Below are 25,913 nucleotides of genomic sequence, written 5' to 3'. Positions count from 1 at the left end.
TCGCGGTGTTTTTTATTGGGGCCGCTGCGCAGCCCGGCGCAGGGCAAGCCTGCTCACTACAACTGTGTTTAGAACACCACGCCCTGGCTGCGCAGGTAGTCGTCATAGGTGCCGCTGAAATCGGTCACGCCGCTTGGGCTCAGCTCGATGATGCGAGTGGCCAGGGACGATACGAACTCACGGTCGTGGCTGACGAAGATCAGCGTGCCCGGATAGTTTTCCAGCGCCAGGTTCAGCGCCTCGATGGATTCCATGTCCAGGTGGTTGGTCGGTTCGTCCATCACCAGCACGTTCGGCTTTTGCAGGATCAGCTTGCCGAACAGCATGCGGCCTTGCTCACCCCCGGAGATGACCTTGACCGATTTGAGGATCTCGTCGTTGGAGAACAGCATGCGGCCCAGGGTGCCCCGGATGACTTGTTCGCCCTGGGTCCACTGGCCCATCCAGTCGAACAGGCTCACGTCGTCTTCGAAGTCGTGGGCGTGGTCCTGGGCGTAGTAGCCAAGCTCTGCGCTTTCGGTCCACTTCACGCTGCCGGCGTCCGGGGTCAGTTCACCCACCAGGGTGCGCAGCAGGGTGGTCTTGCCGATGCCGTTCGGGCCGATGATCGCCACGCGCTCGCCGGCTTCGACGGTGAAGCTGAAGTTCTGGAACAGGGTCTTGCCTTCGAAGCCTTTGGACATGCGCTCGATGGTCACTGCCTGGCGGTGCAGCTTTTTGGTCTGCTCGAAGCGGATGAACGGGCTGACACGGCTCGATGGCTTGACCTCGGCCAGCTGGATCTTGTCGATCTGCTTGGCGCGGGAGGTGGCCTGCTTGGCCTTGGAGGCGTTGGCCGAGAAGCGGCTGACGAAGGTCTGCAGTTCGGCGATCTGGGCTTTCTTCTTGGCGTTGTCCGACAGCAGTTGCTCGCGGGACTGGGTGGCTGCGGTCATGTACTCGTCGTAGTTGCCCGGGAACAGGCGCAGCTCGCCGTAGTCCAGGTCCGCCATGTGGGTGCACACGCTGTTCAGGAAGTGACGGTCGTGGGAGATGATGATCATCAGGCTGTTGCGCTGGGTGAGAATGGTCTCCAGCCAGCGGATAGTGTTGATGTCCAGGTGGTTGGTCGGTTCGTCGAGCAACAGAACTTCGGGATCGGAGAACAGTGCCTGGGCCAGCAACACACGCAGTTTCCAGCCTGGCGCGACTTCGGACATCGGGCCGAAATGCTGTTCCAGCGGAATACCCAGACCCAGCAGCAGCTCACCGGCACGGGATTCGGCCGTGTAGCCGTCCATTTCGGCGAATTCGGTTTCCAGCTCCGCCACGGCCATGCCGTCGGCTTCGCTCATTTCCGGCAGCGAGTAGATGCGGTCGCGCTCGGCCTTGACCTTCCACAGCTCCTCGTGACCCATGATCACGGTGTCGATCACGGTGAATTCTTCGTAGGCGAACTGGTCCTGGCGCAGTTTACCCAGGCGTACATTCGGCTCGAGCATGACCTGGCCGCCGGACGGCTCGAGGTCGCCACCGAGAATTTTCATGAAGGTCGACTTGCCGCAACCGTTGGCACCGATCAAACCATACCGGTTACCGGCGCCGAACTTGACCGAGACGTTCTCGAAGAGCGGCTTGGCGCCGAACTGCATGGTGATGTTAGCTGTGGAGATCAATTACTTTACCTATCAATGGGTTGCGAGCATGGCGGCAGGAGCCTTCAGGCATGCATCAACAGCGACATCAAGGCGCGAAACCCGGTCGCTGAACAGAAGATTGGGGTGTGTGTTGGAATTTGGCGCGCATTGTCGCATATGTCAGGCGACAGTTGTATGGCACGCGAACGTTGCGTTGGCCCGAGTCTCCGGCATGGCCAGCCACAGCAGCGCCAGCGCCACGGTCGCCACGCCGGCCAGGGTCAAAAAGGCCGTGTCATAACCGGCCTGTTGCACCGCGAATCCTGCCAGGCTGCTGCTCAGCGCCGCGCCCAGGCCGAATACGGTCGACAGGGCGCCGAGGCTGACGTTGAAACGCCCGGTACCCTGGGTCAGGTCCTTGACGACCACGGGGAACAACGCACCGAAAATACCGGCGCCAACGCCGTCGAGCATTTGCACGGCCACCAGCCAGTAAGGGTCGCTGGACAGGGTATACAGCACACCCCGTAGGGGCAGGATCAGGAATCCGGCCAACAGTAACGGCTTGCGTCCCCATACATCGGCCTTGACGCCCACCAGCCACGCCATCGGCACCATCACCAGTTGCGCGGCTACGATGCACGCCGATGTCAGTGGCGTGGCCATCTGCAAATCGATCTGTGCCAGCTTCTGGCTGACCAGCGGCAGCATCGCCGCGTTGGCCAGGTGGAACAGTGCGCAGCAAATCGCGAACAGCAGGAGCGGGCGATTGGCGAGTAGTACCCGCAGGCCCGAAGGCTGTTCGTGAGCGCTGGCATGGGCCGGGTCGAAGCCACGTGCCACCTCGTGGTCGATGGCCGCGCCCGGCACGCAAGTGATCGCGACGATGCTGGCCACTGCCATGAAAGCCATCAGGTAAAACACCACCACCGGTCCGAACAGATAGGCCAGCCCGCCCGCCAGCAATGCGGCCACGGCATTGCCGGCGTGGTTGAAGGTTTCATTGCGACCGGTGCGGCGGGTGAATGCGCGGGGGCCGGTGATCCCCAGGGAAATCGCCGAAATCGCCGGCGCGAACACCGACGCCGCGATGGCACTGGCGGCCTGGGTCAGCGCCACCAGGCTGAACGTGCTGACGAACGGCAGCAGCACGCAACTAACAGTCACCAGAACAGCGGCCAGCGCAACCACCGCGCGCTTGCTGCGGGTTCGGTCAATCAGCGCACCCGCCGGGCCTTGGGCGATCAGGGCCGCGACGCCGGCCAAGGTCATGACCACGCCGATACTGGCAGGGTCCCACTGGTGTACCGCCAGTAGATAAATCGCCAGGTACGGGCCGAGGCCGTCGCGTACATCCGCCAGGAAGAAATTCAAGCTGTCCAGGGACAGGGTGCTGCGCAGGTCATGAGGATGGGCCACGGCGGTTCTTCGAACAAAGGCATCCAGGGGCTGAACGCTCACTGGGCTAGTGACCGGCGGGCTTGCGGATAAGTTTCACGCCCACCTCCGAAGGGCATTTCCAGCAGGCAAAAAAAGCCCGCGAGGAGAGGCGGGCAAGGGATTCACTGGAGTAGGTAGGCTTTACCCTATAGATCGACACGTGAAGACTTTGTGAAAATCGTGTCGCAAGTTTGCGGCATGCACTGTTCAGGTGCGTCGCACGAAAGTGCGCATGGTCTGACCTGGGCGGGTGCTGAACTCAGTGGGCCTTGGCTGGTTTTCATCCGCAGCGATGAACACGAATTCATCGCCTTCCAGGCTATAGCTGGCGGGCAGGCGTTTGCCGGCATCCTCGCCCATGGCGTCGACCCAGGTGATGCTCTTGGGCGTGGTCTGGCTGTCCAGGAAAAACCGGCCAGCCAATAACACCACGCCGTCGCGGGTTTTCACTTCGAAGCGATCATCTGTAATGGTCGTCAGCGCGCCGGGAGCGCTGTGGGCATCGACCGGGTTCAGCACGCCACTGTCCTCGAGTGCGGTCTGTTCCCAGACGCCCTGGAGGGCCTGAACATCCGGATCGGAAATGGATGACATACAAATTCCTTTTTGTTGAAAGACCAAATGTTAATGGAGGTGAAGTTTGAAGTAGGAACAGTCCTGATTTTTTTAATTTTTGTAATTTTTCCTTTGCAGACAGGTAATTAGCGTTATGTTGCCTGCGCGCTTGGCAACGTCGCGTAACGACTTCTCGGGAAGAAAACTCATCATTCCTGGGCTCGGACGTTGCTCTTTGTTTATCCGGTTGCAATGCGTGCTTGTGTTTCGAGCGCGGGATTTCAACCCATCAGGGTGTATGAATTTTGAATAACACTCCCCCGTTACATCAACCTGCGGCTTCGGACGAAGTCGACCTCTTCGAACTATTCAGCGCTATCTGGCAGCATCGGAAATGGATCATCGGCTGCATGATTCTGAGTGGCCTTCTGGGAGTGGGCTACGCGTTTCTTGCACCGAGTGTCTACCAGGTCAGCAGTGTATTGCGGCCTGCGGCAATCAACGAGCTGGATGCGCTCAATCGCTCCGAAGTCTACAAATTGCCACCCGAAGACGCCCTGGCCAAGGTCGGCATGCGTTTGGACTCTTACGAAGCCCGCCTCGGGTTCTTCAGGGCCAACCCTGTGCTGTTCGAAACGGTACAGCAGCCCGGGCGAAGCCTGGAGCAGAGCTTCGAAGCCTTCAACCGTACGGCATTCACCTTGACGCGCCTGGACCCGAACAGGGCCGACTCACTCAGTGACTATATTCGTCTGCAATTGCAGTACCCCAAGGACATCGACGGGGTAACCATTCTCAACGGTTTTATCGAGTACGCGATCGAGCTCGAGCGAGCACAGGTAGAAGCGGATCTCAGGGTCATCGTCAACAACCGGCTCGGCGAACTCAGGGGCAAGATCAGCGCAGTTCGCGCCAATTACGAGACAGAAAAAACCTCGAAGATCGCAAGATTGCTGGAGGCCGACGAACTCAAGCGTGCGCAATTGGCGGACGAACTCACGGCCCTGCGCGCCCAGATGAAGGTGGAGCGCGCCAATCGCCTGGCAGAACTGGCCGAGGCGATTTCAATTGCCCGCTCCATCGGCATCAAAACGCCCACAACGCCTTCGACAATGGCGGCGGATGCCGTACGTGGCCCGGGGCAGGTGATGCGTACTGAAGTGAACAACCAGGAGATCCCGCTGTATTTCATGGGCACCGAGGTCCTGGAGGCTGAGCGTGAGGCGTTGTTGCATCGCACCAATGATGACTTCACCAATGGTCGCGTCGCCGAGATCGGCAAGGAGTTGCGCTTGCTGGATGCCAACCGTGAGGTCGAGGTGCTGAAAAACCGCGCCGACGAAGATATCTTCCTGCGGGGTATCGAGTCACTGCGGGCGGAGGAGGCGCGCCTCAATGGGCTCAATATCGATATGAGCGCGTTGAAATTGGTGACGGTCGATCGTCAGGCACAGGAGCCGCTGAGCTCGATCAAGCCGCGCAAAGCCCTGATCATTGCACTGAGCCTGGCAGCAGGCATGGCGCTGGGGCTGTTGATTGCCCTGATCGCGCACTTCATCCACACCCGTCGTGAGCAGCGGCCTCTTTCATTGCAAGGCAATTACCTCGTCTCGGCGCGCTGATCGACGTTGTCACTTCTACGGGCCGGTCGAGCAGACGGCCCGTTCACCCCTCCAGCACACTCAGCGGACAGCTTTTCACAATTCTTAGTTAACCTTTGGTTACAAACTGTGGCTAAATATCCGGTAATGGTCATGAACCGCAGGGTCATCCAGCGGTCGTGCCGCCCGTATATGAATTGTGATTTCAGGTGCTGCTAGAACCTCGGCCGTTGTGGGCACGCAGGTGCAGTCTGTCTTCTCCTGACGTGTGACGAAATCCTTTGAAACTGATCATTGTTGTTCTCTACGTTGCTTCCATCGCGTATGTGCACTTGCGTGGCCGTGTGCGACACAAGCTGGGTCGCCAGCTCAGCGATCACTCGACGTTCCTGGCACCGGTCAACTGCTTCCTCTATCTGTTCTCCAAACTGCCCAGCCGCCCGTATCTGTCGCCCAGCGACTTTCCGGACCTGAGCCCGTTGCAGGAGCACTGGGAAGAAATTCGCCTGGAAGGCCAGAACCTGCTGCGTGCCGGTGAGATCAAGCGTTCGGACCAGTACAACGATGTGGGTTTCAACTCGTTCTTCAAGTCGGGCTGGAAGCGTTTCTACCTGAAGTGGTACGGCGACAGTCACCCTTCGGCCATGAAGCTGTGCCCACGCACCACTGAACTGGTGCAGAGCATCGGTTCGATCAAGGCGGCGATGTTCGCCGAGCTGCCGCCGGGGTCCAAGCTGGTGCGTCATCGTGACCCGTACGCCGGCTCCTACCGCTACCATTTGGGGTTGGATACGCCCAACGATCCGGGTTGCTACATCAACGTGGATGGTGAGAGCTACTACTGGCGTGACGGTGAGCCGGTGATGTTCGATGAAACCTTCATCCACTATGCCGAAAACACCACGCAGCAGAACCGTATCATCCTGTTCTGCGATATCGAGCGGCCGATGAAGTACCGTTGGGCCACGGCGTTCAACCGTTGGTTCAGCCGCACTGTCATGGCTGCTGCCGGCTCGCCCAACGATGCTGGTGACAAGACCGGCGGGTTGAACCGTGCCTTCAACCGTCTGTACAAGATCCGGTTGCGGGGCAAGGAACTGAAAAAGCGCAACCGCGCACGCTACTACCTGGAAAAATGGGCGATCTTTGGCGCATTGGCGCTGATTTTCGTGCTGATCTGATGCTCATTCCGGCGCCCTTCATTCCGGAGGTTGGGCGCCCAGTTTGTCCCACATCTTCCGGCTGATCTTCTGCCGATGGGCGTATCCCGCCCATGGGTCCTGCTTCAAACCCTGCAAGCGCTCCTGCACGTTGGCGATGTTCCATTGTTGGGCGCTGCGCAACGACTTCAACTCCTCTCGGCTGATCGGTACCGACATCGGCAGGCCCGGGCGGGCCCGCACGGAGTACGCAACCACCGTACTCGCGCCCCGGGCATTGCGCAGGTAGTCGATGAATATCTTGCCCACGCGGTTTCCAGGCCCTGAAGTCGCCGTGAAGCGCTCGGGCAGTTGCCGGGTCATGAACTGGGCGATGGCCTTGGCGAAGGCCTTGACCGTGTCCCAGTCGTCGCGTCGCGCCAAGGGAATGATCAGGTGCAGACCCTTGCCGCCGCTGGTCTTGATAAACGCCGCCAACCCCAGCTCATCGAGTACCGATAGCGTGAGTTGTGCAGCCTCGAGCATGGTTTTCCAGGGCAGTGCCGGGTCCGGGTCGAGGTCGAGCACAAACAGATCGGGAGTCTCGATCTTGTCGTAGGTGGCGCCCCAGGTATGCAGCTCGACGGTGCCCATCTGCACGGCGCCGATCAGCGCACCGGCACTGTCGATTTCCAGCAGTCGCGCGTGGCCAGGATCCAGGGCCGAGTCCAACTGCTTGATATGGGGAATCTCCAGGCGGTCGGCGTGTTTCTGGAAGAATTGTTCGCCCTCGATGCCTTCCGGGGCCCGAAGCAACGACACCGGACGACGATGCAGAAAGGGCAGGATCCACGGGCTGATGCTGTTGTAGTACTGCGCCAGTTGCTGTTTTTGCGTGCCGCTTTGCCGATCGATCACACGCTCGGCGTGGGTGATATTCACCCCGCCTGCGTTCTTTGAAACCTTGGCCGTGCCGGTCCGGGCAGCTTGCTCGCGAACGACCTGCGCGGCCGGTTTGTCGGTGCGCATTCCGATGAACGCTGCCTGGCGCACCACACCCTCCCGAGTCCATTCGGCAAACTGCACTTCCGCAACCAGGCTGGGCGTCAGCCAATGCACGCCACGGCTCTGGGTGCCGGTCAGCGGTTGTTCCAGCGGCGAGGTCTTGCGTTCAAGGGGTGTCAGCTGCCCATGGATGCGCTTGAGTGAGGCCCGATCGAACCCCGTGCCCACACGGCCGGCATAGACCAGGCCGTCTGAGTCGTGCACCGCCAGCAACAGCGCGCCAAAACCACTGCGCGAGCCTTGGGGCAAGGTGTAGCCGACGATGACGAACTCCTGGCGCAGCCGACATTTGAGCTTGATCCAGTCCGCACTGCGCCCGGACACATAGGGACTGCCCAGCCGCTTGCCGATCACTCCCTCCAGGGCCATGCCGCAGGCGCTTTCCAGAATGTCCCGGGGCGCGGCGGCGAACGCTTCGGAAAACCGCAACAGCTTGCTGCGGCTCTTGGACAGCGTGCTCTTGAGCGCCGCACGCCGGGCCTCCACGGGTGTCTGGCGTTGGTCATCTCCATTGAGGTAGGGGGCGTCGAACAGGTAAAACACAATGTCCAGGCTGCGCCCGATATCAAAGGCATTCTGCAACGCCTGGAAATCCGGCATACCGTCGGCGTTCAGGCTGACCACTTCGCCGTCAAGCCAGCTGTCCTTGAGTTTGAGCGCCTGCAGGGCCTTGACCTGGCGCGGCAGGCGTTCGGTCCAGTCATGGCCGTTGCGGGTAAGCAGGCGCACCTCGCCGTCATGGATGCGCGCCAGCATGCGGTAGCCATCGAACTTGATTTCGTATTGCCATTCGCCTTCGGGCGCGTGGTCCACCAAGGTGGCCAGTTGCGGAGTGAAGTGCTCGGGCAGGGCACGCACGGTTTTGGCCCGCCTCGAGGCCTTGGGTTTGCCGACGCTTGCACCGCTGAGCACGCTATGTGGCTGGGCCTGGACGATGTCGTATTCCGCCGCCGGGCGTGCCTGCTGGTCGTGCTCTTTGATCAGCAGCCATTGTTCCTTGTCGCCGCTGCCTTTGAGGCGCGTACGCACCAACGCCCAGTCGCCGGACAGCTTTTCGCCGATCAGGCTGAACTTGAGTTTGCCGGCGGCGTAAGCCTTGTGAGGGTCGTCGTGGGGTTGCCAGACGCCCCGATCCCACACAATCACATCGCCCGCCCCATAGTGCCCGGCGGGGATGCTGCCTTCGAAACCGCCATAGTCCAGCGGATGATCTTCCACCTGCACGGCCAGGCGCTTGTGCTGGGGGTCCAGGCTGGGGCCCTTGGGCACCGCCCAGCTTTTAAGCACGCCGTCCAGTTCCAGGCGGAAATCGTAGTGCAGGTTGCGCGCGTCGTGCTTCTGGATCACAAAACTCAATGCCGAGGTTTTGCGCCCACCTTTGGGCGGGCTGCCGGCAGGTTCGGTGGTGGCGTTGAAGTCACGTTTGCGCTGGTATTCGCTCAAGGGCTTGGACATGGTTTATGAGGCCTTCTTGGCTTTCTTGGCCGCGGGCTTCTTGGCGGGCTTGCCGGCGAGGCTGCGTTTGAGCAGTTCGGTCAGGTCGATCACATCCGCAGATTTGCGTTCTTCGCTGTCCTCACTGCTTTCCACGTTTTCGATCTTGCCCGCCTTGGCTTTCTTCGCCACCAGCGCCATGATCTTGTCGTGGAAACTGTCACGGTAATCGTCGGGTTGCCAGTCCGCGCTCATGTCGTCCACCAGGCGCTTGGCCATGTCCAGTTCGCCCTTGGCGAGTTGGGGTTTGGTCACATCGCTGCCCAGTTCCAGTTCATCCAGGCTGCGTACTTCAGCGGGCCAGCGCAGCATCACCAGCACCAGGGCGGATTCCAGGGGCATCAACGCTGCCAGATGTTGCTTGGTGTGCAGCACCACGTTGGCCAGGGCGACCTTGCGTGATTTCTTCAGGGTTTCGCGCAGCAGCGCATAGACCTTGCCACCGCGTTTGTCCGGGGCGAGAAAGTAGGGTGTATCGATGTTTTGCAAAGGGATTTGGTCACTGGCGACAAACGCAATGATTTCGATGGTCTGGGTCGACTTGGGGTGAGCCGAGCGGATTTCATCTTCGCTGAGCACCACATAACGACCTTTCTCGAACGCAACGCCCTTGACGATATTGTCCTTGGTGACTTCCTTGCCGGTTGCCTTGTTGACACGCTTGTAGCCGACCGGGTCCATGCTGCGCTTGTCCAGCCAGTCGAAATCCACACCCTGGCTGGACGTGGCCGACACCAGTGAGACGGGGATATGAACCAGGCCGAAACTGATGGCGCCTTTCCAGATTGCGCGTGGCATTGCGGTAGCTCCTGAAGCAGAGAGGGTCTTCTGGTGACTGGCCGCATCCGCGAAAAGTTTCGGTCGATGGATGTGCGGACAGATCGTGTTACACCTGATGAGAAACTATTTAGTTACGAAAGCCGAACCCAAGGCGTAGCGTGTTATCGAAAGCACGTACCACTCGCCCGATGAGAGAGGCTTTGTCATGAACAGCTGTGTGCGTCATCTTGCGTTACTGGCCCTGGGCCTGGCGCTGGCATCCACCGTCCAGGCGCAAACGTTGCCGGGCCGCACATCGAACGACGGCGCCATTCACCGCGCCAACCCCAACAGCATGCAGGGCACCCAGCCCAATAACCCGACCAACCGTGGCATCCAGATCGGGCCCACGCCACGTGCCCCGACCCTGGAAAACGGCGGTATCGGCAACCGTTACCCGCAGCGCGGCACCGCGCCCAGCCGTCCCGCCACTGAAACCAAAGCCCCGACTTATGACGCCAACGGCAATCGTCGGCCCTGAGCGCCGTTAAGGATTTCGTCTTATGTTGCTACGCAAAACCCTTCTTGCTGCCTTGTTTGCCAGTGCCTGGTTGCCGCTCGGTGCGGTTAGCGCCGCCGATACCCAACAATTTCCGAGTGAGCAGGGCAGCATCACCGCCACACCCGTCGTCAAAGGCCTGGACCATCCCTGGGCTGTCGCGTTTCTGCCGGATAAACAGGGCTTTCTGGTGACGGAACGCCCGGGCCACCTGCGCTTCGTCAGCGCGGATGGCAAGCTGTCCGCGCCGTTGAGCGGCGTGCCTGAAGTCTGGGCCAAGGGGCAGGGCGGTTTGCTGGATGTGGTGCTGTCGCCGGACTTCAAACAGGACCGATGGGTGTACTTGTCTTATGCCGAAGGCGGGGGCAAGGGCGGTACCGCAGGCACCGCAGTGGGGCGCGGTCGGCTGGCACCGGACCTCAGCGGCCTGACCGATTTCAAGGTGATCCTGCGTCAGGAGCCCAAATTGTCGACTGGCAACCACTTCGGCTCGCGCCTGGCCTTCGACCGTGACGGCTACCTGTTTGTGACGCTGGGCGAGAACAACGACCGGCCCACCGCCCAGGACCTGGATAAGCTGCAGGGCAAAGTGGTGCGGATCTTCCCGGACGGTCGCGTGCCCGATGACAACCCGTTCGTGGGCCAATCGGGCGTGCGGCCGGAGATCTGGTCCTACGGGCAGCGCAACCCTCAAGGGCTGGCGCTGAACCCCTGGAGCGGCACGATCTGGGAAAACGAGCACGGGCCTCGTGGTGGCGATGAAATCAACATCATCGAGCGTGGCAAGAACTATGGCTGGCCATTGGCGACCCACGGCATCAACTACTCCCTGCTGCCGATTCCAGAAGCCAAGGGCAAGACGGTCGAAGGCACGGTGCCTCCCCATCATGTCTGGGAGAAATCACCGGCCATCAGTGGCATGGCGTTCTATGACGCCGACCGCTTCAAGGCCTGGCAACACAACCTGTTCATTGGCGCGTTGGCCAGCCAGGAGCTGATTCGCTTGCAGTTCGACGGCGACAAGGTGATTCATGAGGAACGCTTGCTGGGCGACTTGAAAGCACGGATCCGTGATGTGAGGCAGGGACCGGATGGGTATCTGTATGTGCTGACGGACGAGGATGACGGGGTGTTGTATCGCGTCGGTTTGAATCAGGACTGAATCGTCGCCGCCCGGCTGGCGTGTGTCAGGCTGTCACTGGGCGCATTTGTGGTGAGGAGTTTGGTGGGCTGATCGGGCTGTTGTGGCGAGCAGGCTTTTTGGTGGTGAGCGGGCTTGTCGAATCGTCGCACCGCCCGCGCTGGGCTGCGCAGCAGCCCCAACAGGGCCGCCGCGTTTTCCAGAGAGATCGCATTGTCAGGTTCTGGGTCCGCTTCGCGCCCCAGTGCAGGCGGTGCGACGATTCGACAAGCCTGCTCACTACAAAATAGTCCTGCTCTTCCTGGTGTTCTGCACAGAACGGGCGCCCGCAGACGGCTTACAAGCCCAAGTCGGATAACCCCGGATGATCATCCGGACGCCGGCCCAGGGGCCAGTGGAACTTGCGCTCGCTTTCCTTGATCGGCATATCGTTGATGCAGGCAAAACGGTTGGCCATCAGGCCGTTTTCGTCGAACTCCCAGTTCTCATTGCCGTAGGAGCGGAACCAGTTGCCGGAGTCGTCGTGCCATTCATAGGCGTAACGCACGGCGATACGGTTGTCGGTAAACGCCCACAGTTCCTTGATCAACCGATAGTCCAGCTCCTTGGCCCATTTACGGGTCAGAAAACCCTTGGCTTCTTCACGGTTGTGCGCGAACTCGGCGCGGTTACGCCACTTTGTGTCCAGGGTGTAAGCCAGGGAAACACGTTGCGGGTCACGGGAGTTCCAACCGTCTTCGGCCAGGCGAATCTTTTCGATGGCCGACTCGCGGGTGAAGGGGGGGAGCGGTGGGCGTACTTCGGTATTGGTGGACATGTTTGTGGCTCCTGAAAACAACTAAGGTGTGATCGAAAGTTGCGAGGCGTGCGCGTTCACAGCCCCAATAAAGTTCTCGCCATACATTGCGCGTTATCAGCTGCTGTTGAATCACCCATGACCAGGGCAACGGTAATGGCGCCATCGATCAGGATCAGCAGTTGCGCGGCCTGCCGTTCGGGATCGGGGGTGCCATGTGCTTGACACAGTTCGAGTGCGTACTCGAACAGTTTCTGTTTATGGGCCTTGGCCAGCACGCGCACCGGGTCCTGCGGGTCGCCGGTTTCGCCGCTGGTGTTGATGAAGGCGCAGCCGCGAAAGTCAGTTGAACCAAACCAGGCCTTGAGCGCGGTAAACAGCGCCAGCAGGCGTTCGCCCGTGCCTTCGCTACGCTCCACTTCCGTGCGTAACCACTGCATCCAGCGTTCATCACGGCGCTGCAACGCGGCGATGACCAACTCGTCCTTGTTGGCGAAGTAGCGGTAGATACTTTTTCTCGAGACACCGGCGGTTTTCACCAGGAAGTCCATGCCGGTGGCGGCAATGCCATGGCGGTAGATCAACTTTTCAGTGACGTCGAGAATGATGTCGCGGGTTTCATTGCTGATAATATCGTTCATGGTCATTAAAGTAGAATGATCGTTCTTCTTGGTCAATGAATTTTTTCCATGCCCGGCGGCGAGACCTGCGCCACCCTATGGTGTAAGCTCGGAGCCTCTTCGGATTCGACCCATTGCGAGCCCTATGCCGTCGTTCTTCAAACGTTCTCTGTTGCCCAAACTGCGTGGTTTCCCGCTGTCCTCCGATGCCATCGACGTACTGTCCGGCGCCGATGCCTTTCGTCGTTGCCTGCTGGAAAAAATCCCTCAGGCCACACGGCGCATCTATATCGTCGCGCTGTATTTGCAGCAGGACGAAGCGGGGCAGGAGATCTACGACGCCCTGCACGCCGCCAAAGCCGCACGCCCGGAGCTGGATATCGTGGTGGTGGTCGACTGGTTGCGTGCCCAGCGCGGTCTGATCGGTGCCGGCAAGCAGCCGGGAAACAGCGCCTGGTATCAGTCGATGACCCGGAGCCACGCCAGCGAAGTGCCTGTGTATGGCGTGCCGGTGCAAACCCGGGAATTGTTCGGCGTGCTGCATCTCAAGGGTTTCGTAATCGATGACAGCGTGCTCTACAGCGGTGCCAGCCTGAACAATGTGTACTTGCACAAATTCGACAAATACCGCTTCGACCGTTACCACCTGATCCACAACAAGGCGCTGGCGGACTCGATGCAGCATCTGGTTGAGCACGGACTTGTGGCGTCGAAGGCGGTCAATCGCCTGGACCTGCCCAACCCGCCCACCACCCGCAGCTTGCGCAACGACATCGGTGACTTGCGCAGCCGCCTGAAACACGCGGCCTACGACACCACGGCGGGTCACCTGCCAAACGGCAACCTGTCGGTCAGCCCATTGCTTGGAGTCGGCAAGAACAACCCCTTGAACCGGGTGGTCCTCGAACTGATCGCCAGTGCCCAGCACCAACTGACGATCTGTACGCCGTACTTCAACCTGCCGCTGCCGGTGACCCGTGAAATCAACCGTGCCTTGGCCCGCGGGGTGAAGATCGACATTATCGTCGGCGACAAGACTGCCAACGACTTCTACATTCCGCCCAGTGAACCGTTCAAGGTGATTGCGGCGTTGCCGTACCTCTATGAAATCAGCCTGCGGCGGTTTGCCAAGCGCCACCAGCCGGTCATCGACAGTGGCCAACTGAACCTGCACCTGTGGCGCGACGGCGACAACACGTACCACCTCAAGGGCATGTGGATCGACCAGCGCTACACCTTGCTCACCGGCAACAATCTCAACCCTCGTGCATTTCGCCTCGATCTGGAAAATGCGCTGCTGGTGGACGATCCGCAAGGTGAATGGCTGGAGCCGAGGCGGACCGAGCTGGCGCAGATTTTCCAGCACACCACCCGTATCCAGGGCTTTCAGCAGTTGCAGACCCTGGCGGATTACCCGGCGGCCGTGGGCAAGTTTTTGCGGCGGGTCAGCCGTGTGCGGATCGAGCGGCTGCTGTATCGGATTTTGTAAGGTGGGTTTTTGATCGTACCCGCGCAGTGGGTACGATCAAAAAGGGCTTAGTTCAAGCCCAGCTTGCCACGCAGGGTGGACAGGTCTTCGGCCAGGGTGTTCACCGGACCCACCAGGGCCTTGCGGTCGTTTTCCTTGACCTTGTCGTAGGTTTCGAAACCACCGTCCTTGGTCTTGTACTTGGCCAGGATCTTGTCCACGGTGGCGAAGTTCTTGTCGACCTTGGTCAGGAACGCCTTGTCCTGCTTCTCGATCTGGCCACGGAACAGGTCGACGATTTTCTTCGCGCCGTCGATGTTGCCCTGGAAGTCATACAGGTCGGTGTGGCTGTAGCGGTCTTCTTCACCGGAGATCTTGGTGGCAGCGACTTCTTCCAGCAGGGCAGCGGCGCCGCCCACGACTTTCTCGGGCGGGAAGGTCAGGCCGTCGACACGGGTCTTGAGGTCGTTGACGTCGGTGTTGAGCTTGGCCGTCAGTGTTTCCAGGCCCTTGGTCGAGTTCTGCGAGAACAGCGCGTACTCAATGCGGTGGAAGCCGGTGAAGTCTTCGGCGGTCACGCCTTTTTCGTGGTCGTCAACGCGCGAGTCGATGGACGCATCGAGGTCGCTGAACAGCTCGGCGATCGGCTCGATGGACTCGTAATGCACGCGGGTCGGCGCATAGAGTTTTTTGGCGGTGGCCAGATCGCCTTTGTTGATGGCGTCGGTGAATGCCTGGGTCTGGGTGACCAGCTCACCGATCTCTTCGGTGACGTAGATCTTGTAGTCCGACACCGGGCCTACCAGGTCCAACGGCGCCGTGGCGGCGAAGGCTGCCAGTGGCGAGAGGGTCATTAACAACGACAACGCGAGAGTCGACTTCTTCATGGGACGGTATCCGCTCTGGGGTGTGTTTTAGGTGTGGGCAGTTGCAGTGAGCAGCGTGCGCCCGAGGAAATCCCCGGCGCCTGTGACCCCCGGCAAGGTGAAGAAATACCCGCCGCCGACCGGCTTGAGGTACTCCTCCAGGGGCTCGCCGTTGAGCCGCGTTTGCACGCTGATAAAACCTTTCTCCAGGTCAGCCTGGTAGCAGATGAACAACAGCCCCATGTCCAGCTGACCGTTTTTGTTGACGCCGTTGGAGTAATTGAACGGCCGGCGCAGAATCAGGTTGGCCTGGGTCTGCGGGGTACGCGGGTTGGCCAGGCGGATATGGGCATCGAGCTTGGTCAACTTGCCTTCCGGATCCTTGCTGTAGTCGGGGACCTGGGTTTCCTTGTCGCCATCCATCGGCGCGCCCGAGGGTTTCACGCGGCCAATGATGCTTTCCTGCTCTTGCAGAGGGGTGCGGTCCCAGCGCTCGACGAAGTTGCGGATGATGCGCACCGCCTGATAGCTGCCATGGGTCGCCCAGGCCGGCTCGTCGCTGTCGGGCTGCACCCAGACGATCTGGTCCATGGCCTTGTCGTCGTTTGAATTCGGGTTGGCCGAACCATCACGGAAACCCAGAAAATTGCGCGCGCTCTGCGCCGGTTCGCCAGGTTTTGCGGGCGCCTGGGGCGGCACGCTGCCTTCCTGCTTCCAGCGCACCAGCAGCAGGTCGGGCAGGTTCTTCACGATGTCGCGCAGGGCGTGAATGTTGGTGTCCGGGGTGTTGGAACTGAATTGCAGGCTCAGGTCGCCATGGCACTGCGCCGCTTCCAATGCATCGTTGGGGAAGCCCACCATGCGGCTCAGGCGCTTGGGTTTGGCGTTGGACAGGCCGAAGCGTTCGTCGAACAGCGATTCGCCCACGGACACGGTGATGGTCAGGTTGTCCGGCGCGACCACCGGACCGAGGATCCCGGAGTCGGTCGGCGGCAATTTCGGGTCGACCTGGGGCACGGTGCCGCCGGTCATCAGGAAGCGGATGCGCTCGTTCAACGTACGGAACAGGCGCTCCAGGTCCTCGCGGTCGCTGGCCAGCACGTCGAAGGCGACGATCATGCCGCAGGCCGGGCGCGGTGTGACGATCCCGGTCTGGTGCTTGCCGAAGAATTCATGATGGTCCTGGGTCTTGTCGCTGCGCGGTGCGGTGGTCACTTGCTCGGCCGCGGCGGCCATTGCCGGGCAGGTCAGGCTGCTGCCGGCGATAGCTGCACCGGTAGCGGCCATGCCCAGGAGTACGCGACGACGTTGGGCATTGAAATCGTTTGGTTCTGAATCACTCATGTGTGCGGTCGTCTTCACTGCAGGCCGGAAAGGCCAAGGGCGGGGTCGATTCCATCGAGTGCAGCGGCCAGAGCCTTGGCCTTGTCGGCGATCGGCTTGCGCTGATCGGCGTTGATACTGTCGTAGCCTGGGTATTGCCCGTTCACCTTGTGGCCCTGCAACTCGGCATCGAAGGCGGCGAGGGCGTTGTCGATCTTCGGCAACAGGTCGGCGGCAGACTTGGTCAACAGCGGACGCATCAGGTCGACGACCTTGTGCGCGGCCTCCAGGTTGGCGGCAAAACCATCGAGGTCAATGTGGCTGTAGCGCTCTTCTTCGCCACTGACCGCGCGTACATCCGCCAGGCTATTGAGGTTGCGCACCACGATGCTCACCAATTGCTCGGGCGGCAGGGACTGCGCCAGCAGCTGTTGCTTGAGGGTAGTGACATCGGTCAGCAGACGTTGAGCCACGGGCGCCAGGCCATCGAGGCTGCGTTGTTGGAACAGTCCGAACTCCAGGCGATGGAAGCCGCTGAAAGCGGGGTCCTGCTCGCGTTTTTCGAAATAGTCGGCACGGGCGTTGATAGCGTTGTCCAGCTCCGCCAGGCGCTGGGATGCCGGGGCCAGTCGCCCATAGGCTTCGCGCGCCGGCACGTAAAGCGCCTGGGCCTGGGTGAGGTCGCCGGCATCGATGGCCTGCTGCAGGGCGGTCACGGCTTTGATCAACGCGCTGCCCTGGCTGCTCAGGTACACACGAAACTCCGACAGCGGCCCGATAAACGCCACCATCGACGGCTTGGCCTTGGCCTGGGCGTCAGACTCGGCGGTGGGGGTGACATGCAGGGTGCCGCGCGGGTTGCTCAACAAGCCGCAGGTGATGGCGTAGTCGCCGGGCAACAGGTTGGCGTTGATCACCTGACTCAGGCCGGGGGCGATGTTTTCGCGCTCCTCGATCACCAGCACGCCGTCGAGGATTTCCCACTCCACGGCGCGGTCCGAACGGTTGATGATGCGAAAGCTGGCGCGACCGGCAGGCACCGTCAGTGCGTTGGGCTCGCACGCATGGCCGTGGATGGTCACGGCGATTTCATTGTGGTTGGTCTGGCGCTTGGCAGCGGCCAGTTGCGAGGCGTAGTAGAACAAGCCACCGGCGGCGATCATCACGACCACCGAGCCGGCCAGTGCCCAGCGCAGTGCGCGGGGCGGGGAGGCCGGTTGAGGGGTTGGGTTGGACAAGAGACGGTCCTTACTGGCTGGAAACGGAAGAAGGTTTGGCGACGGGCTTGGCCGGGGCTGCCGGCAGGAAGAACATCACCAGAGCCACCACCAGGTAAATCAGGTAGGCACCCAAGGTGCTTACGGTGGGCGCTTCCTGGTAACCGAACATGCCGGCCAATACCGAGCCCAGCGGGCTGTCCATGGGCAGCACGGCGCTGAAGTCGAACAGCACGGTCTGCCAGTGGTTCCAGAGACCGGCCTCGTGCAACGCCTGCACCGAGTTGGCGAGAATGCCGGCGGCCACCACCAGAATGAACAAACCCGTCCAGCGGAAAAACGCGCCAAGGTTCAGACGCATGCTGCCGGTGTAGATCAGAAAGCCCACGACAATCGCCAGGATCAGGCCGAGCAGGGCGCCAATCGGTGCGCCCGGGCCTTCGCTCTGCTGGAACACCGCCAGCAGGAAAAACACGGTTTCCAGGCCTTCTCGGGCCACCGCGAAAAACACCATGAGAATCAGCGCGGTGACCTGGTGCTTGGAACCGGCCAGCGCATGGTCGAGGGATTCATGCAGGGCATGCTTGATGGAACGCGCCACTTTGCGCATCCAGAACACCATGGAACTGAGGATGCCTACGGCGACCAGGCCGACCACGCCTTCGAACAGCTCTTGCTGCTTTTGCGGGAATTCGGCGCTGACCAGTTCCAGGCCGCCGCCCACCAGCAGGGCCAGGGCAGCGGCGAGAAACACACCGATCCACACGGCGGGCATCCACTGGCCGCGTCCGGTTTGCTGCAAGTAACTGGCAATGATGCCGACGATCAACGCGGCTTCAATGCCTTCGCGCAGCATGATGAGAAAAGGAACAAGCATTCGGCACCGCAGCATAACTAGATAGGGTGCTAATTTGTAACATAATGATACTCATTACTAAACAAGCAATCTTGACCTTTGCTGAACCCTGGCTGAACGGTGTTCTCGAGGCCTGCGTACGGGGGCGCCTACTCTTTTATGCCGCGACTGCCTAAGATGAGCGCATTTTCACGCCACACAGGGCACGGACCGCACCCATGTCGGAAAAAGACACCATCTCCATCCACCTCGTGCGCGAAGCCTTGTTGCAGAGTTGCGAACCCGGCGCGGCCACCGCCGAAGCCTTGAATAAAGTCGGTATCGACCCGGCGCTGCTCGACCAGCCTGATGCACGCGTCCCCGCCACGGCTTACGCGCGCTTGTGGCGCCTGTTGGCGCGGCGGCTCGACGACGAGTTCTTCGGCATGGACCCGCGCAAGCTCAAATCCGGCAGCCTGGCGTTTCTATGCCATGCATCCATGGCACAACCGACCCTGGCCGCCAGCCTGGAAACCGGACTGGGGTTTCTATCGCTCATGCTCGAACGCATGCCGGCACAACTGGTACGCCAACAAAGCCTGGCGGAAATCGTGCTGCTGGAGCCCGAGCCCGAGCCGAAGCGCGCCTTCACCTATTTCGCCTACTGGATGATCGTGCACGGCGTGGCGTGTTGGTTGGCGGGGCGCCGCATCCCCATCCTGGCCATCGAGTTGCGCGGCCCGCAGCCGGACTTCTGTGATGACTACCAGGTGATGTTTTCCGACAACCTGCGGTTCGACCGACCCCGTACCCGCATGATCTTCTCCGCCGACTGCCTCGACCTGCCGATCAAGCGCAGTGCCGAAGAACTCAAGCGTTTCCTCGCCCATGCGCCCGCCAACATCCTGGTCAAATACCGCGACCCCGACAGCTTCGCCGCACGTATCAAACACGACCTGCGCCAGATGCCCCCGGACACCTGGCCGGAAACCGAAGGCCTGGCGGCCAGCCTGTGCATCTCCGCCTCAACCCTGCGCCGGCGCCTGGCGGAAGAAGGGCAGACCTACCAAGGCCTCAAGGACGGCGTGCGCAAAGAACTGGCCATCGTCTGGCTGGCCGAACCGCAGATCAGCTTCGCCGACATCGCCACGCGGCTGGGGTTTGCCGACACCAGTTCGTTTTATAAGGCATTTCGTAAGTGGAGCGGGTCGAATCCGGGGCATTATCGGAGTTTGATTCTTGGAGATGTCGGTTGATTTTCACCTCCAATATTTAAGGCCGCTCAAACCAAAAAAAGCCCCATGACCGAATGGACCATGGGGCTAAAAATTGGCTGGATGCGACCAACCAAAGGAGCTCTTTACATTACTTGGCGCTGGCTACCACGGTGTCTGGCTGCCAGCCACCACCCAACGCTTTGTAGATCGCGACGATGCCGCGATACAGGTCGACTTCGGCCTGGGCCTGGGAGTCTTCGGCGGCCAGGCGTTCACGTTGAGCGTCGAGCAGCACGAGGAAGTCCACGGTGCCTTCGCGGTAGCGGATGGCGGCCAGGTTGGCGGCGGCGCGGCTGGATTCGCTTTGGCGGATCAGCGAAACCAGGCGTTGCTGGCGCTTGCCGTAGTCGCTGAAGGCGTTCTCGGACTCTTCCAGGGCCAGCAGTACTTGCTGCTCATAAGTCGCCAGGGCGCCGTCGGCTTCGGCGTTCGCACCGCGCAAACGGGCGCGGACGCTGCCCAGGTCGAATGCGGCCCAGGTGATGTTCGGGCCCAGGGCCCAGGCGTTCGCGGCGGACGAACCGATCTGCGAGCCGCGGCCGGCGGTGAAGCCGAGGAAGCCGCTGAGGCTGACGCGTGGGAACAGGTCGGCCTTGGCCACGCCGATGCGCGCGGTGGCGGCCGCCAGTTTGCGTTCGGCGCTGAGGATGTCCGGGCGACGTTGCAGCAGTTGCCCCGGGTCACCGATCGGCAATGCCTTGGCAATCGCCGGCAGGTCTTTCGGGCTCAGGTCCACGCTGAGTTTGTCGGGGCGCTGGCCGAGGAGGGTGGCGATGCGGTTACGCTCGCGCACTTGTTCGGCCTGCAGTTGCGGCACGCTGGCCTCGACTGCCGCCAGGCGTGCGTCGGCGCGTTCCACGTCCAGTTGGTCACCTACACCGGCGTCGCGCAGGCTGACGGTAATGGCCTGGGATTCCTGCTGATTCTTCAGGTTGTCCAGGGCGATTTTTTCCCGCAGTTGCGCACCGCGCAATTGGCCGTAGGCGTCCACCAGTTCCGCAATCATGGTGACTTGCAGTTGGTACAGGTCGGCCTCGGCGGCTTGCTGGTCGGCGTCGGTGGCCTCCAGGTTGCGCTGGATGCGACCGAACAGGTCCACTTCCCAGGCCATGTCGAGGCCCAGGTCGTAACGCTCGCTGTTGACGCGTCGGGTGGTCTGGCCAGGAATCTGCCCCTTGGCCAGGTCACTGCTGGCGCGGCTGGTGATGGTCGGCATGGCGTCATTGCTGGCGTCATCGCGAATCGCCCGGGCGGCCCGCAGGCGGGCAAACGCTACCCGCAGGTCACGGTTACCCTGGAGCGATTGAGTCACCAACTGGTTGAGGGTCGGGTCGTCGAACTGCTGCCACCAGATGCCTTCGAACTTGGCATGGTCGTACTGTCTGGCATCGGCGGCAGCCGTGATGTTGGCCGCCTCCGGAGTCTGGGCTTTGTAGTCCGGGCCTACGGCACAGGCGGCGAGCGCCAGTACCAGCAGGCTTGGGACGAATAATTTCACGCTCATTGCTGTGGCTCCAGCTTCAAGGCCTTGGCCGCTTTGCGCGCTTCGCTGCGCTCCACACGGCGGCGGATAAATACATAGAACACTGGCGTCAGCAGCAGACCGAAGAAGGTCACGCCGATCATTCCGGAGAACACCGCCACACCCATGGCATGACGCATCTCGGCACCGGCACCGCTGGAGAACACCAGGGGCACCACACCCATGATGAACGCGAACGAGGTCATCAGGATCGGCCGCAGACGCAAGCGGCAGGCTTCCAGAACCGCAGCCAGCGGGTCGAGGCCTTCGGCCTGTTTGTCCTTGGCGAACTCGACGATCAGAATCGCGTTCTTGCACGCCAGGCCCACCAGTACGATCAAGCCGATCTGGGTGAAGATGTTGTTGTCGCCGCCGGAGATGATCACGCCGGTGATGGCCGACAGCAGGGTCATCGGTACGATCAGGATCACCGCCAGTGGCAGGCTCCAGCTTTCGTATTGGGCGGCCAGTACCAGGAACGCCAGCAGTACGCAGAGTGGGAACACGAACAGCGCGGTGTTGCCCGAGAGGATTTGCTGATAGGTCAGGTCAGTCCACTCGTAGGTCATGCCGTTGGGCAGCTCGTCTTTCAGCAGTTTCTCGATCGCCGCCTGAGCCTGGCCGGAGCTGTAGCCCGGTGCGGCGTTGCCGTTGATCTCTGCGGTGATGAAGCCGTTGTAGTGCATCACGCGGTCCGGCCCGGAGGTGTCGCTGACCTTGATGAAGGTCGCCAGCGGGATCATCTCGCCTTTGTTGTTGCGTACTTTCAGCTGGCCGATCTGGTCTTCATCCAGGCGGAACTGTTGCTCAGCCTGCACGTTGACCTGGTAAGTGCGGCCAAAGCGGTTGAAGTCGTTGGCGTACAGCGAACCCAGGTAGATCTGCAGGGTGTCGAAGATGTCGCTGATCGCCACGCCATGGGTCTTGGCCTTTTCACGGTCGATGGCGGCATCGACCTGGGGCACGTTGACCGTATAGCTGGTGAACAGACCGAACAGTTCCGGCACGCCACGGCTCTTGGTGATGATGTTCTGCACTTCTTTGTACAGCTCGTCATAGCCCAGGTTGCCACGGTCTTCGACTTGCAGGCGGAACCCGCCGATGGTGCCCAGGCCCTGTACCGGCGGCGGTGGGAAGATGGCGATGTACGCGTCCTGGATATCGGCGAACTTGGCGTTCAGCGCGGCCGCAATGGCGCCGGCCGATTCGCTTGGGTCCGTACGCTCGTCAAACGGCTTGAGCGGGGTGAACACGATGCCGCTGTTCGGGCTGTTGGTGAACCCGTTGATCGACAGGCCCGGGAACGCCACGGAGTTGGCCACGCCCGGTTGCTTGAGGGCGATTTCCGACATGCGCTGGATCACCTCGTCGGTACGGTCCAGGCTCGCAGCGTCCGGCAGTTGGGCAAAGGCCACCAGGTATTGCTTGTCCTGGGCGGGTACGAAACCGGTTGGTGTGTGGGCAAAGCCCAGCCAGGTCAGGACCATCAGGCCGGCGTACAGGAACAGCGCGATACCGCTGCCACGAATCACGCGGCGCACGGTGCCCACGTAGCCATGGCTGGCTTTGTCGAAGAAACGGTTGAACGGTTTGAACAGCCAGCCGCCCAGCAGTTTGTCGAGGAACTTCGAGAACCCGTCCTTCGGCGCATGGTGACCTTTAAGCAGCACGGCAGCCAGTGCCGGCGACAGGGTCAGGGAGTTGAAGGCCGAGATCACCGTGGAAATCGCAATGGTCAGGGCGAACTGTTTGTAGAACTGGCCGGTCAAGCCACTGATGAACGCCGCCGGTACGAACACCGCACACAGCACCAACGCGGTGGCGATGATCGGGCCGGTCACTTCGCTCATGGCTTTTTCGGTGGCCGGGAAGGGGTCCAGTCCCAGCTCGATGTTCCGTTCGACGTTCTCCACCACCACGATGGCGTCGTCCACCACGATACCGATGGCCAGTACCAGACCGAACAGCGACAGTGCGTTAAGCGAGAAGCCGAACAGGTGCATGACCGCAAAGGTACCGATCAGCGAGACCGGCACGGCCACCAGCGGAATGATCGAGGCGCGCCAGGTCTGCAGGAACAGGATCACCACCAGCACTACCAGGATCAGCGCTTCGAACAGGGTATGCACCACCGCCTCGATCGAGCCGCGCACGAAGATGGTCGGGTCGTAGACGATGCTGTAGTCCATGCCCTCGGGGAAGCTCTGCTTGAGTTCGGCCATCTTGGCGCGCACTTCATTGGAGATCTCGATGGCGTTCGAACCCGGACGCTGGAAGATCGGCAGGGCCACCGCCGGCTGGTTGTTCAACTGGGAACGCAAGGCGTACTGGTTGGAACCCAACTCCACCCGGGCGATATCGCGCAGGCGAGTGATTTCGCCGTTGGCACCGGAGCGGATGATGATGTTTTCGAACTCCTCCTCGGTCACCAGGCGGCCCTGGGTGTTGACCGACAATTGGAAGCTGGTGGCGTTGGGTGCAGGCGGGGCGCCCAGGGCACCGGCCGCCACCTGACGGTTCTGCTCACGGATCGCCGCGACCACGTCACTGGCGGTCAGGTTGCGCGAAGCGGTCTTGTTCGGATCCAGCCAGACGCGCAGGGAATAGTCGCCCATACCGAACAGTTGCACGTCACCCACGCCGCCCAGGCGAGCCAGCTCGTCCTTGATGTTGAGCAAGGCGTAGTTGGACAGGTAGAGCATGTCGTAGCGTTTGTCCGGCGAGGTCAAGTGCACCACCATCGTCAGGTCCGGAGAGGCCTTGTCGACGGTAATACCGATGCGCGTCACTTCTTCGGGCAGCTTCGGCTGGGTCCGGGTCACACGGTTCTGCACCTGTACCTGCGCGTTGTCCAGGTCGGTGCCCAGGGCGAAGGTGATGGTCAGGGTCAGCTTGCCGTCAGCGGTCGATTGCGAGGACATGTACAGCACGTTCTCGACGCCGGTGATGGCTTGTTCCAGAGGTGCGGCCACGGTTTCGCCGATGACCTTGGGGTTGGCGCCCGGGAAGTTGGCACGCACCACTACGGTGGGCGGCACGACTTCCGGGTATTCGCTGATCGGTAGCTGGAACAGCGAAATCGCACCGGCGATCAGGATCAACAGCGAGAGCACCGCTGCGAAGATCGGCCGTTTAATGAAGAACTGGGAAAAATTCATTTCTAGTCGTATCCCTTAACCGCGTGGAGTCGCGACGCTGGCCAGCTTGGGCGCGGATTTCTCCGGGGCCACTTGCTCCAGGTTGCTGGCTTCAAGCGCTTGTCGTTGTTGTGCCAGGGCCGCGAGGGTTTCCTTGCTGGCCATCGGGATGGTTTCCGGTGTGACCGGCGAACCCGGGCGAACGCGCTGCAGGCCCTTGACGACAATGGTGTCGTCCTTGTTCAGGCCGTTGCGCACGATGCGCAGGCCTTCCAGTTTTGGCCCCAGTTCAACCGAGCGATAGGCCGGCTTGTTGTCGGCGTCCATCACCAGCACGAATTTCTTGCCCAGGTCGGTGCCCACGGCTTCGTCGGTGATCAACACCGCCGAGTAGGTGCCGCTGCCCACCAGCTTGAGACGCGCGTACAGGCCAGGGGTGTATTCGCCCTTGCTGTTGTCGAACACGGCGCGGCCGCGGATGGTGCCGGTGGCGGGGTTGACCTGGTTGTCGACGAAGTTCATCTGGCCCAGGTGCGGGTTGCCGTCTTCGTTGGACAGGCCCAGGTACACCGGGGTGGTGGCACCGCGACGGCCCTGGCGTGCCAGCTCGGTGTACTTGAGGTACACGCGTTCGTCGGCATCGAAATAGGCATAGACCTTGTCAGTGGAAACCACGCTGGTCAGCTCGGTGACGTCGGCGGTCACCAGGTTGCCGGCGGTTATGTCGGCACGGCTGACACGGCCGCTGATCGGCGAGGTTACGCGGGTGAAGCTCAGGTTCAGCTTGGCCAGGTCCAGTTGCGCCTGGATCCCGGCGACGGTGGCACGGGCTTCCTGGGCGGCAGTGGTACGCGAGTCGGCCAGCTCGGCGGAAATCGCGTTGCTCTGACGCAGGCGTTCGCCACGCTGGGCTTCGTTTTCGCTGCGGGTCGCGGCGGCTTTCGTTTGTGCAAGCTGGGCTTCAAGGCGGCGTACTTCGGCCTGGAACGGACGCGGGTCGATCTGGAACAGCAGGTCGCCTTTCTTCACCAGCGCACCTTCAGTGAAGGCGACCTGGTCGATCTGCCCGGACACGCGCGGACGAATCTGCACGGTTTCCGGCGCTTCGAGGCGCCCGGTGAACTCGTCCCACTCGTTGACGGGTTGCTCCAGCACCTTGGCCACACTGACTTTCGCCGGGGGCATGGCGGCCGCTTGGTTCGGGGTCTTGCCGCATGCGCTCATCACCACCACGGCCAGAATCGCCAAGGGGAAGCGCAAATGTTTGAGTGACTGTTCCATGAGGTGCATCCGCCAATGTATTTGAGATGGGCGGATCATGCGCGGCGATGTGCTATGTCACGAATCGAATGAAGCGAAGGTAACTATCATTCGGAATGATATAAGCCAGAGGCAAGCCCTCTAGCATGGGCGCTTCCTTAGGTACCTATCAATGGCTGTGATGAAAAAGAGTGTTGTGAATACTGCAAGGAACGTTCGGGCC

The 25,913-nt window shown here is 61.3% G+C and carries 20 protein-coding genes; 6 read left to right on the top strand and 14 right to left on the bottom strand.

Annotation, left to right across the window (positions count from 1 at the left end):
• Positions 1 to 68: 68 nt before the first annotated feature.
• From ACW9IB_RS14340 to ACW9IB_RS14330, 3 genes are all read right to left on the bottom strand, one after another.
• A complete protein-coding gene (locus ACW9IB_RS14340; RefSeq protein ID WP_457366285.1) occupies positions 69 to 1,655 on the bottom strand; it encodes an ABC-F family ATPase in 1,587 nt (528 codons plus the stop codon).
• 141 nt (positions 1,656 to 1,796) lie between these two features.
• A complete protein-coding gene (locus tag ACW9IB_RS14335; RefSeq protein WP_457414164.1) occupies positions 1,797 to 3,035 on the bottom strand; it encodes an MFS transporter in 1,239 nt (412 codons plus the stop codon).
• 228 nt (positions 3,036 to 3,263) lie between these two features.
• The gene (locus ACW9IB_RS14330) at positions 3,264 to 3,650 is read right to left on the bottom strand and encodes a TIGR03067 domain-containing protein (RefSeq protein WP_457366283.1); all 387 of its coding nucleotides are present in this window, start codon (positions 3,648 to 3,650) and stop codon (positions 3,264 to 3,266) included.
• Between the two features lie 266 nt (positions 3,651 to 3,916).
• On the opposite strand from ACW9IB_RS14330, the gene ACW9IB_RS14325 reads away from it, so the two are divergent.
• Positions 3,917 to 5,233, top strand: coding sequence for a Wzz/FepE/Etk N-terminal domain-containing protein (locus ACW9IB_RS14325; protein ID WP_457414163.1), 1,317 nt, complete (start codon positions 3,917 to 3,919; stop codon positions 5,231 to 5,233).
• Between the two features lie 260 nt (positions 5,234 to 5,493).
• Complete coding sequence (lpxO, locus tag ACW9IB_RS14320; protein ID WP_457414162.1) at positions 5,494 to 6,393, top strand: lipid A hydroxylase LpxO; 900 nt, start codon at positions 5,494 to 5,496, stop codon at positions 6,391 to 6,393.
• An 18-nt stretch (positions 6,394 to 6,411) separates the two neighbouring features.
• Here the strand turns inward: lpxO and ligD are convergent, their stop codons facing one another.
• Positions 6,412 to 8,871: a DNA ligase D gene (gene ligD / locus ACW9IB_RS14315; protein WP_457414160.1), complete on the bottom strand. Its 2,460-nt coding sequence runs from the start codon at positions 8,869 to 8,871 to the stop codon at positions 6,412 to 6,414.
• Between the two features lie 3 nt (positions 8,872 to 8,874).
• Positions 8,875 to 9,708, bottom strand: coding sequence for a non-homologous end joining protein Ku (gene ku / locus ACW9IB_RS14310; RefSeq protein ID WP_457414159.1), 834 nt, complete (start codon positions 9,706 to 9,708; stop codon positions 8,875 to 8,877).
• A 187-nt stretch (positions 9,709 to 9,895) separates the two neighbouring features.
• On the opposite strand from ku, the gene ACW9IB_RS14305 reads away from it, so the two are divergent.
• Both ACW9IB_RS14305 and ACW9IB_RS14300 read left to right on the top strand, forming a co-directional pair.
• Positions 9,896 to 10,210 (top strand): hypothetical protein, encoded by a 315-nt coding sequence (locus tag ACW9IB_RS14305; protein WP_457414158.1) that lies wholly within the window; start codon positions 9,896 to 9,898, stop codon positions 10,208 to 10,210.
• A 22-nt stretch (positions 10,211 to 10,232) separates the two neighbouring features.
• Positions 10,233 to 11,390 carry a PQQ-dependent sugar dehydrogenase gene (locus ACW9IB_RS14300; RefSeq protein WP_457414157.1) on the top strand — a complete coding sequence of 386 codons (1,158 nt, stop codon included), beginning with the start codon at positions 10,233 to 10,235 and terminating at the stop codon, positions 11,388 to 11,390.
• Between the two features lie 316 nt (positions 11,391 to 11,706).
• On the opposite strand, the gene ACW9IB_RS14295 is transcribed toward ACW9IB_RS14300, so the two are convergent.
• Together ACW9IB_RS14295 and ACW9IB_RS14290 are read right to left on the bottom strand one after the other, a co-directional pair.
• A complete protein-coding gene (locus ACW9IB_RS14295) occupies positions 11,707 to 12,186 on the bottom strand; it encodes a nuclear transport factor 2 family protein (protein ID WP_457366276.1) in 480 nt (159 codons plus the stop codon).
• Between the two features lie 56 nt (positions 12,187 to 12,242).
• Positions 12,243 to 12,806 (bottom strand): TetR/AcrR family transcriptional regulator, encoded by a 564-nt coding sequence (locus tag ACW9IB_RS14290; protein WP_457366303.1) that lies wholly within the window; start codon positions 12,804 to 12,806, stop codon positions 12,243 to 12,245.
• Between the two features lie 124 nt (positions 12,807 to 12,930).
• Between ACW9IB_RS14290 and pssA the strand changes: the two genes are divergently transcribed.
• Positions 12,931 to 14,274: a CDP-diacylglycerol--serine O-phosphatidyltransferase gene (gene pssA / locus ACW9IB_RS14285; RefSeq protein ID WP_457366275.1), complete on the top strand. Its 1,344-nt coding sequence runs from the start codon at positions 12,931 to 12,933 to the stop codon at positions 14,272 to 14,274.
• A gap of 47 nt (positions 14,275 to 14,321) precedes the next feature.
• On the opposite strand, the gene efeO (ACW9IB_RS14280) is transcribed toward pssA, so the two are convergent.
• From efeO (ACW9IB_RS14280) to efeU, 4 genes are read right to left on the bottom strand one after another with little or no spacing between them, the layout of a single operon-like run.
• Positions 14,322 to 15,140, bottom strand: coding sequence for an iron uptake system protein EfeO (efeO, locus tag ACW9IB_RS14280; RefSeq protein WP_457366274.1), 819 nt, complete (start codon positions 15,138 to 15,140; stop codon positions 14,322 to 14,324).
• 27 nt (positions 15,141 to 15,167) lie between these two features.
• Complete coding sequence (gene efeB / locus ACW9IB_RS14275) at positions 15,168 to 16,463, bottom strand: iron uptake transporter deferrochelatase/peroxidase subunit (protein WP_457414156.1); 1,296 nt, start codon at positions 16,461 to 16,463, stop codon at positions 15,168 to 15,170.
• 14 nt (positions 16,464 to 16,477) lie between these two features.
• Entirely contained in the window at positions 16,478 to 17,680 is a 1,203-nt protein-coding gene (gene efeO / locus ACW9IB_RS14270; RefSeq protein WP_457414154.1) for an iron uptake system protein EfeO, read from the bottom strand.
• A gap of 10 nt (positions 17,681 to 17,690) precedes the next feature.
• A complete protein-coding gene (gene efeU / locus ACW9IB_RS14265) occupies positions 17,691 to 18,536 on the bottom strand; it encodes an iron uptake transporter permease EfeU (protein ID WP_457414153.1) in 846 nt (281 codons plus the stop codon).
• Positions 18,537 to 18,733: 197 nt separating this feature from the next.
• On the opposite strand from efeU, the gene ACW9IB_RS14260 reads away from it, so the two are divergent.
• Entirely contained in the window at positions 18,734 to 19,750 is a 1,017-nt protein-coding gene (locus ACW9IB_RS14260; protein ID WP_457414151.1) for an AraC family transcriptional regulator, read from the top strand.
• Between the two features lie 109 nt (positions 19,751 to 19,859).
• Here the strand turns inward: ACW9IB_RS14260 and ACW9IB_RS14255 are convergent, their stop codons facing one another.
• The 3 genes from ACW9IB_RS14255 to mexE are packed head-to-tail and all read right to left on the bottom strand — an operon-like array spanning position 19,860 to position 25,711.
• On the bottom strand, positions 19,860 to 21,275 hold the full coding sequence (locus ACW9IB_RS14255; protein WP_457414150.1) for an efflux transporter outer membrane subunit: 1,416 nt from the start codon (positions 21,273 to 21,275) through the stop codon (positions 19,860 to 19,862).
• Positions 21,272 to 24,451, bottom strand: a complete 3,180-nt coding sequence (locus ACW9IB_RS14250; RefSeq protein WP_457366264.1) for an efflux RND transporter permease subunit — start codon at positions 24,449 to 24,451, stop codon at positions 21,272 to 21,274. The genes ACW9IB_RS14255 and ACW9IB_RS14250 overlap by 4 nt, the downstream gene beginning before the upstream one ends.
• Positions 24,452 to 24,466: 15 nt before the next feature.
• A complete protein-coding gene (mexE, locus tag ACW9IB_RS14245; protein WP_457366263.1) occupies positions 24,467 to 25,711 on the bottom strand; it encodes a multidrug efflux RND transporter periplasmic adaptor subunit MexE in 1,245 nt (414 codons plus the stop codon).
• Positions 25,712 to 25,913: the final 202 nt, after the last annotated feature.

It is taken from the genome of Pseudomonas sp. SDO524_S393, assembly GCF_054071875.1.
This window is presented reverse-complemented; position numbering and strand designations above follow the sequence as displayed.

Excerpts from the sequence above, each read along its gene's own strand:
- ACW9IB_RS14330 (WP_457366283.1), bottom strand. The coding sequence starts at position 3,650 with ATGTCATCCATTTCCGATCCGGATGTTCAGGCCCTCCAGGGCGTCTGG.
- ligD (WP_457414160.1), bottom strand. The coding sequence starts at position 8,871 with ATGTCCAAGCCCTTGAGCGAATACCAGCGCAAACGTGACTTCAACGCC.
- ku (WP_457414159.1), bottom strand. The coding sequence starts at position 9,708 with ATGCCACGCGCAATCTGGAAAGGCGCCATCAGTTTCGGCCTGGTTCAT.
- ACW9IB_RS14305 (WP_457414158.1), top strand. The coding sequence starts at position 9,896 with ATGAACAGCTGTGTGCGTCATCTTGCGTTACTGGCCCTGGGCCTGGCG.
- ACW9IB_RS14300 (WP_457414157.1), top strand. The coding sequence starts at position 10,233 with ATGTTGCTACGCAAAACCCTTCTTGCTGCCTTGTTTGCCAGTGCCTGG.
- ACW9IB_RS14295 (WP_457366276.1), bottom strand. The coding sequence starts at position 12,186 with ATGTCCACCAATACCGAAGTACGCCCACCGCTCCCCCCCTTCACCCGC.
- ACW9IB_RS14290 (WP_457366303.1), bottom strand. The coding sequence starts at position 12,806 with ATGAACGATATTATCAGCAATGAAACCCGCGACATCATTCTCGACGTC.
- pssA (WP_457366275.1), top strand. The coding sequence starts at position 12,931 with ATGCCGTCGTTCTTCAAACGTTCTCTGTTGCCCAAACTGCGTGGTTTC.
- efeO (WP_457366274.1), bottom strand. The coding sequence starts at position 15,140 with ATGAAGAAGTCGACTCTCGCGTTGTCGTTGTTAATGACCCTCTCGCCA.
- efeB (WP_457414156.1), bottom strand. The coding sequence starts at position 16,463 with ATGAGTGATTCAGAACCAAACGATTTCAATGCCCAACGTCGTCGCGTA.
- efeU (WP_457414153.1), bottom strand. The coding sequence starts at position 18,536 with ATGCTTGTTCCTTTTCTCATCATGCTGCGCGAAGGCATTGAAGCCGCG.
- ACW9IB_RS14260 (WP_457414151.1), top strand. The coding sequence starts at position 18,734 with ATGTCGGAAAAAGACACCATCTCCATCCACCTCGTGCGCGAAGCCTTG.
- ACW9IB_RS14255 (WP_457414150.1), bottom strand. The coding sequence starts at position 21,275 with ATGAGCGTGAAATTATTCGTCCCAAGCCTGCTGGTACTGGCGCTCGCC.
- ACW9IB_RS14250 (WP_457366264.1), bottom strand. The coding sequence starts at position 24,451 with ATGAATTTTTCCCAGTTCTTCATTAAACGGCCGATCTTCGCAGCGGTG.
- mexE (WP_457366263.1), bottom strand. The coding sequence starts at position 25,711 with ATGGAACAGTCACTCAAACATTTGCGCTTCCCCTTGGCGATTCTGGCC.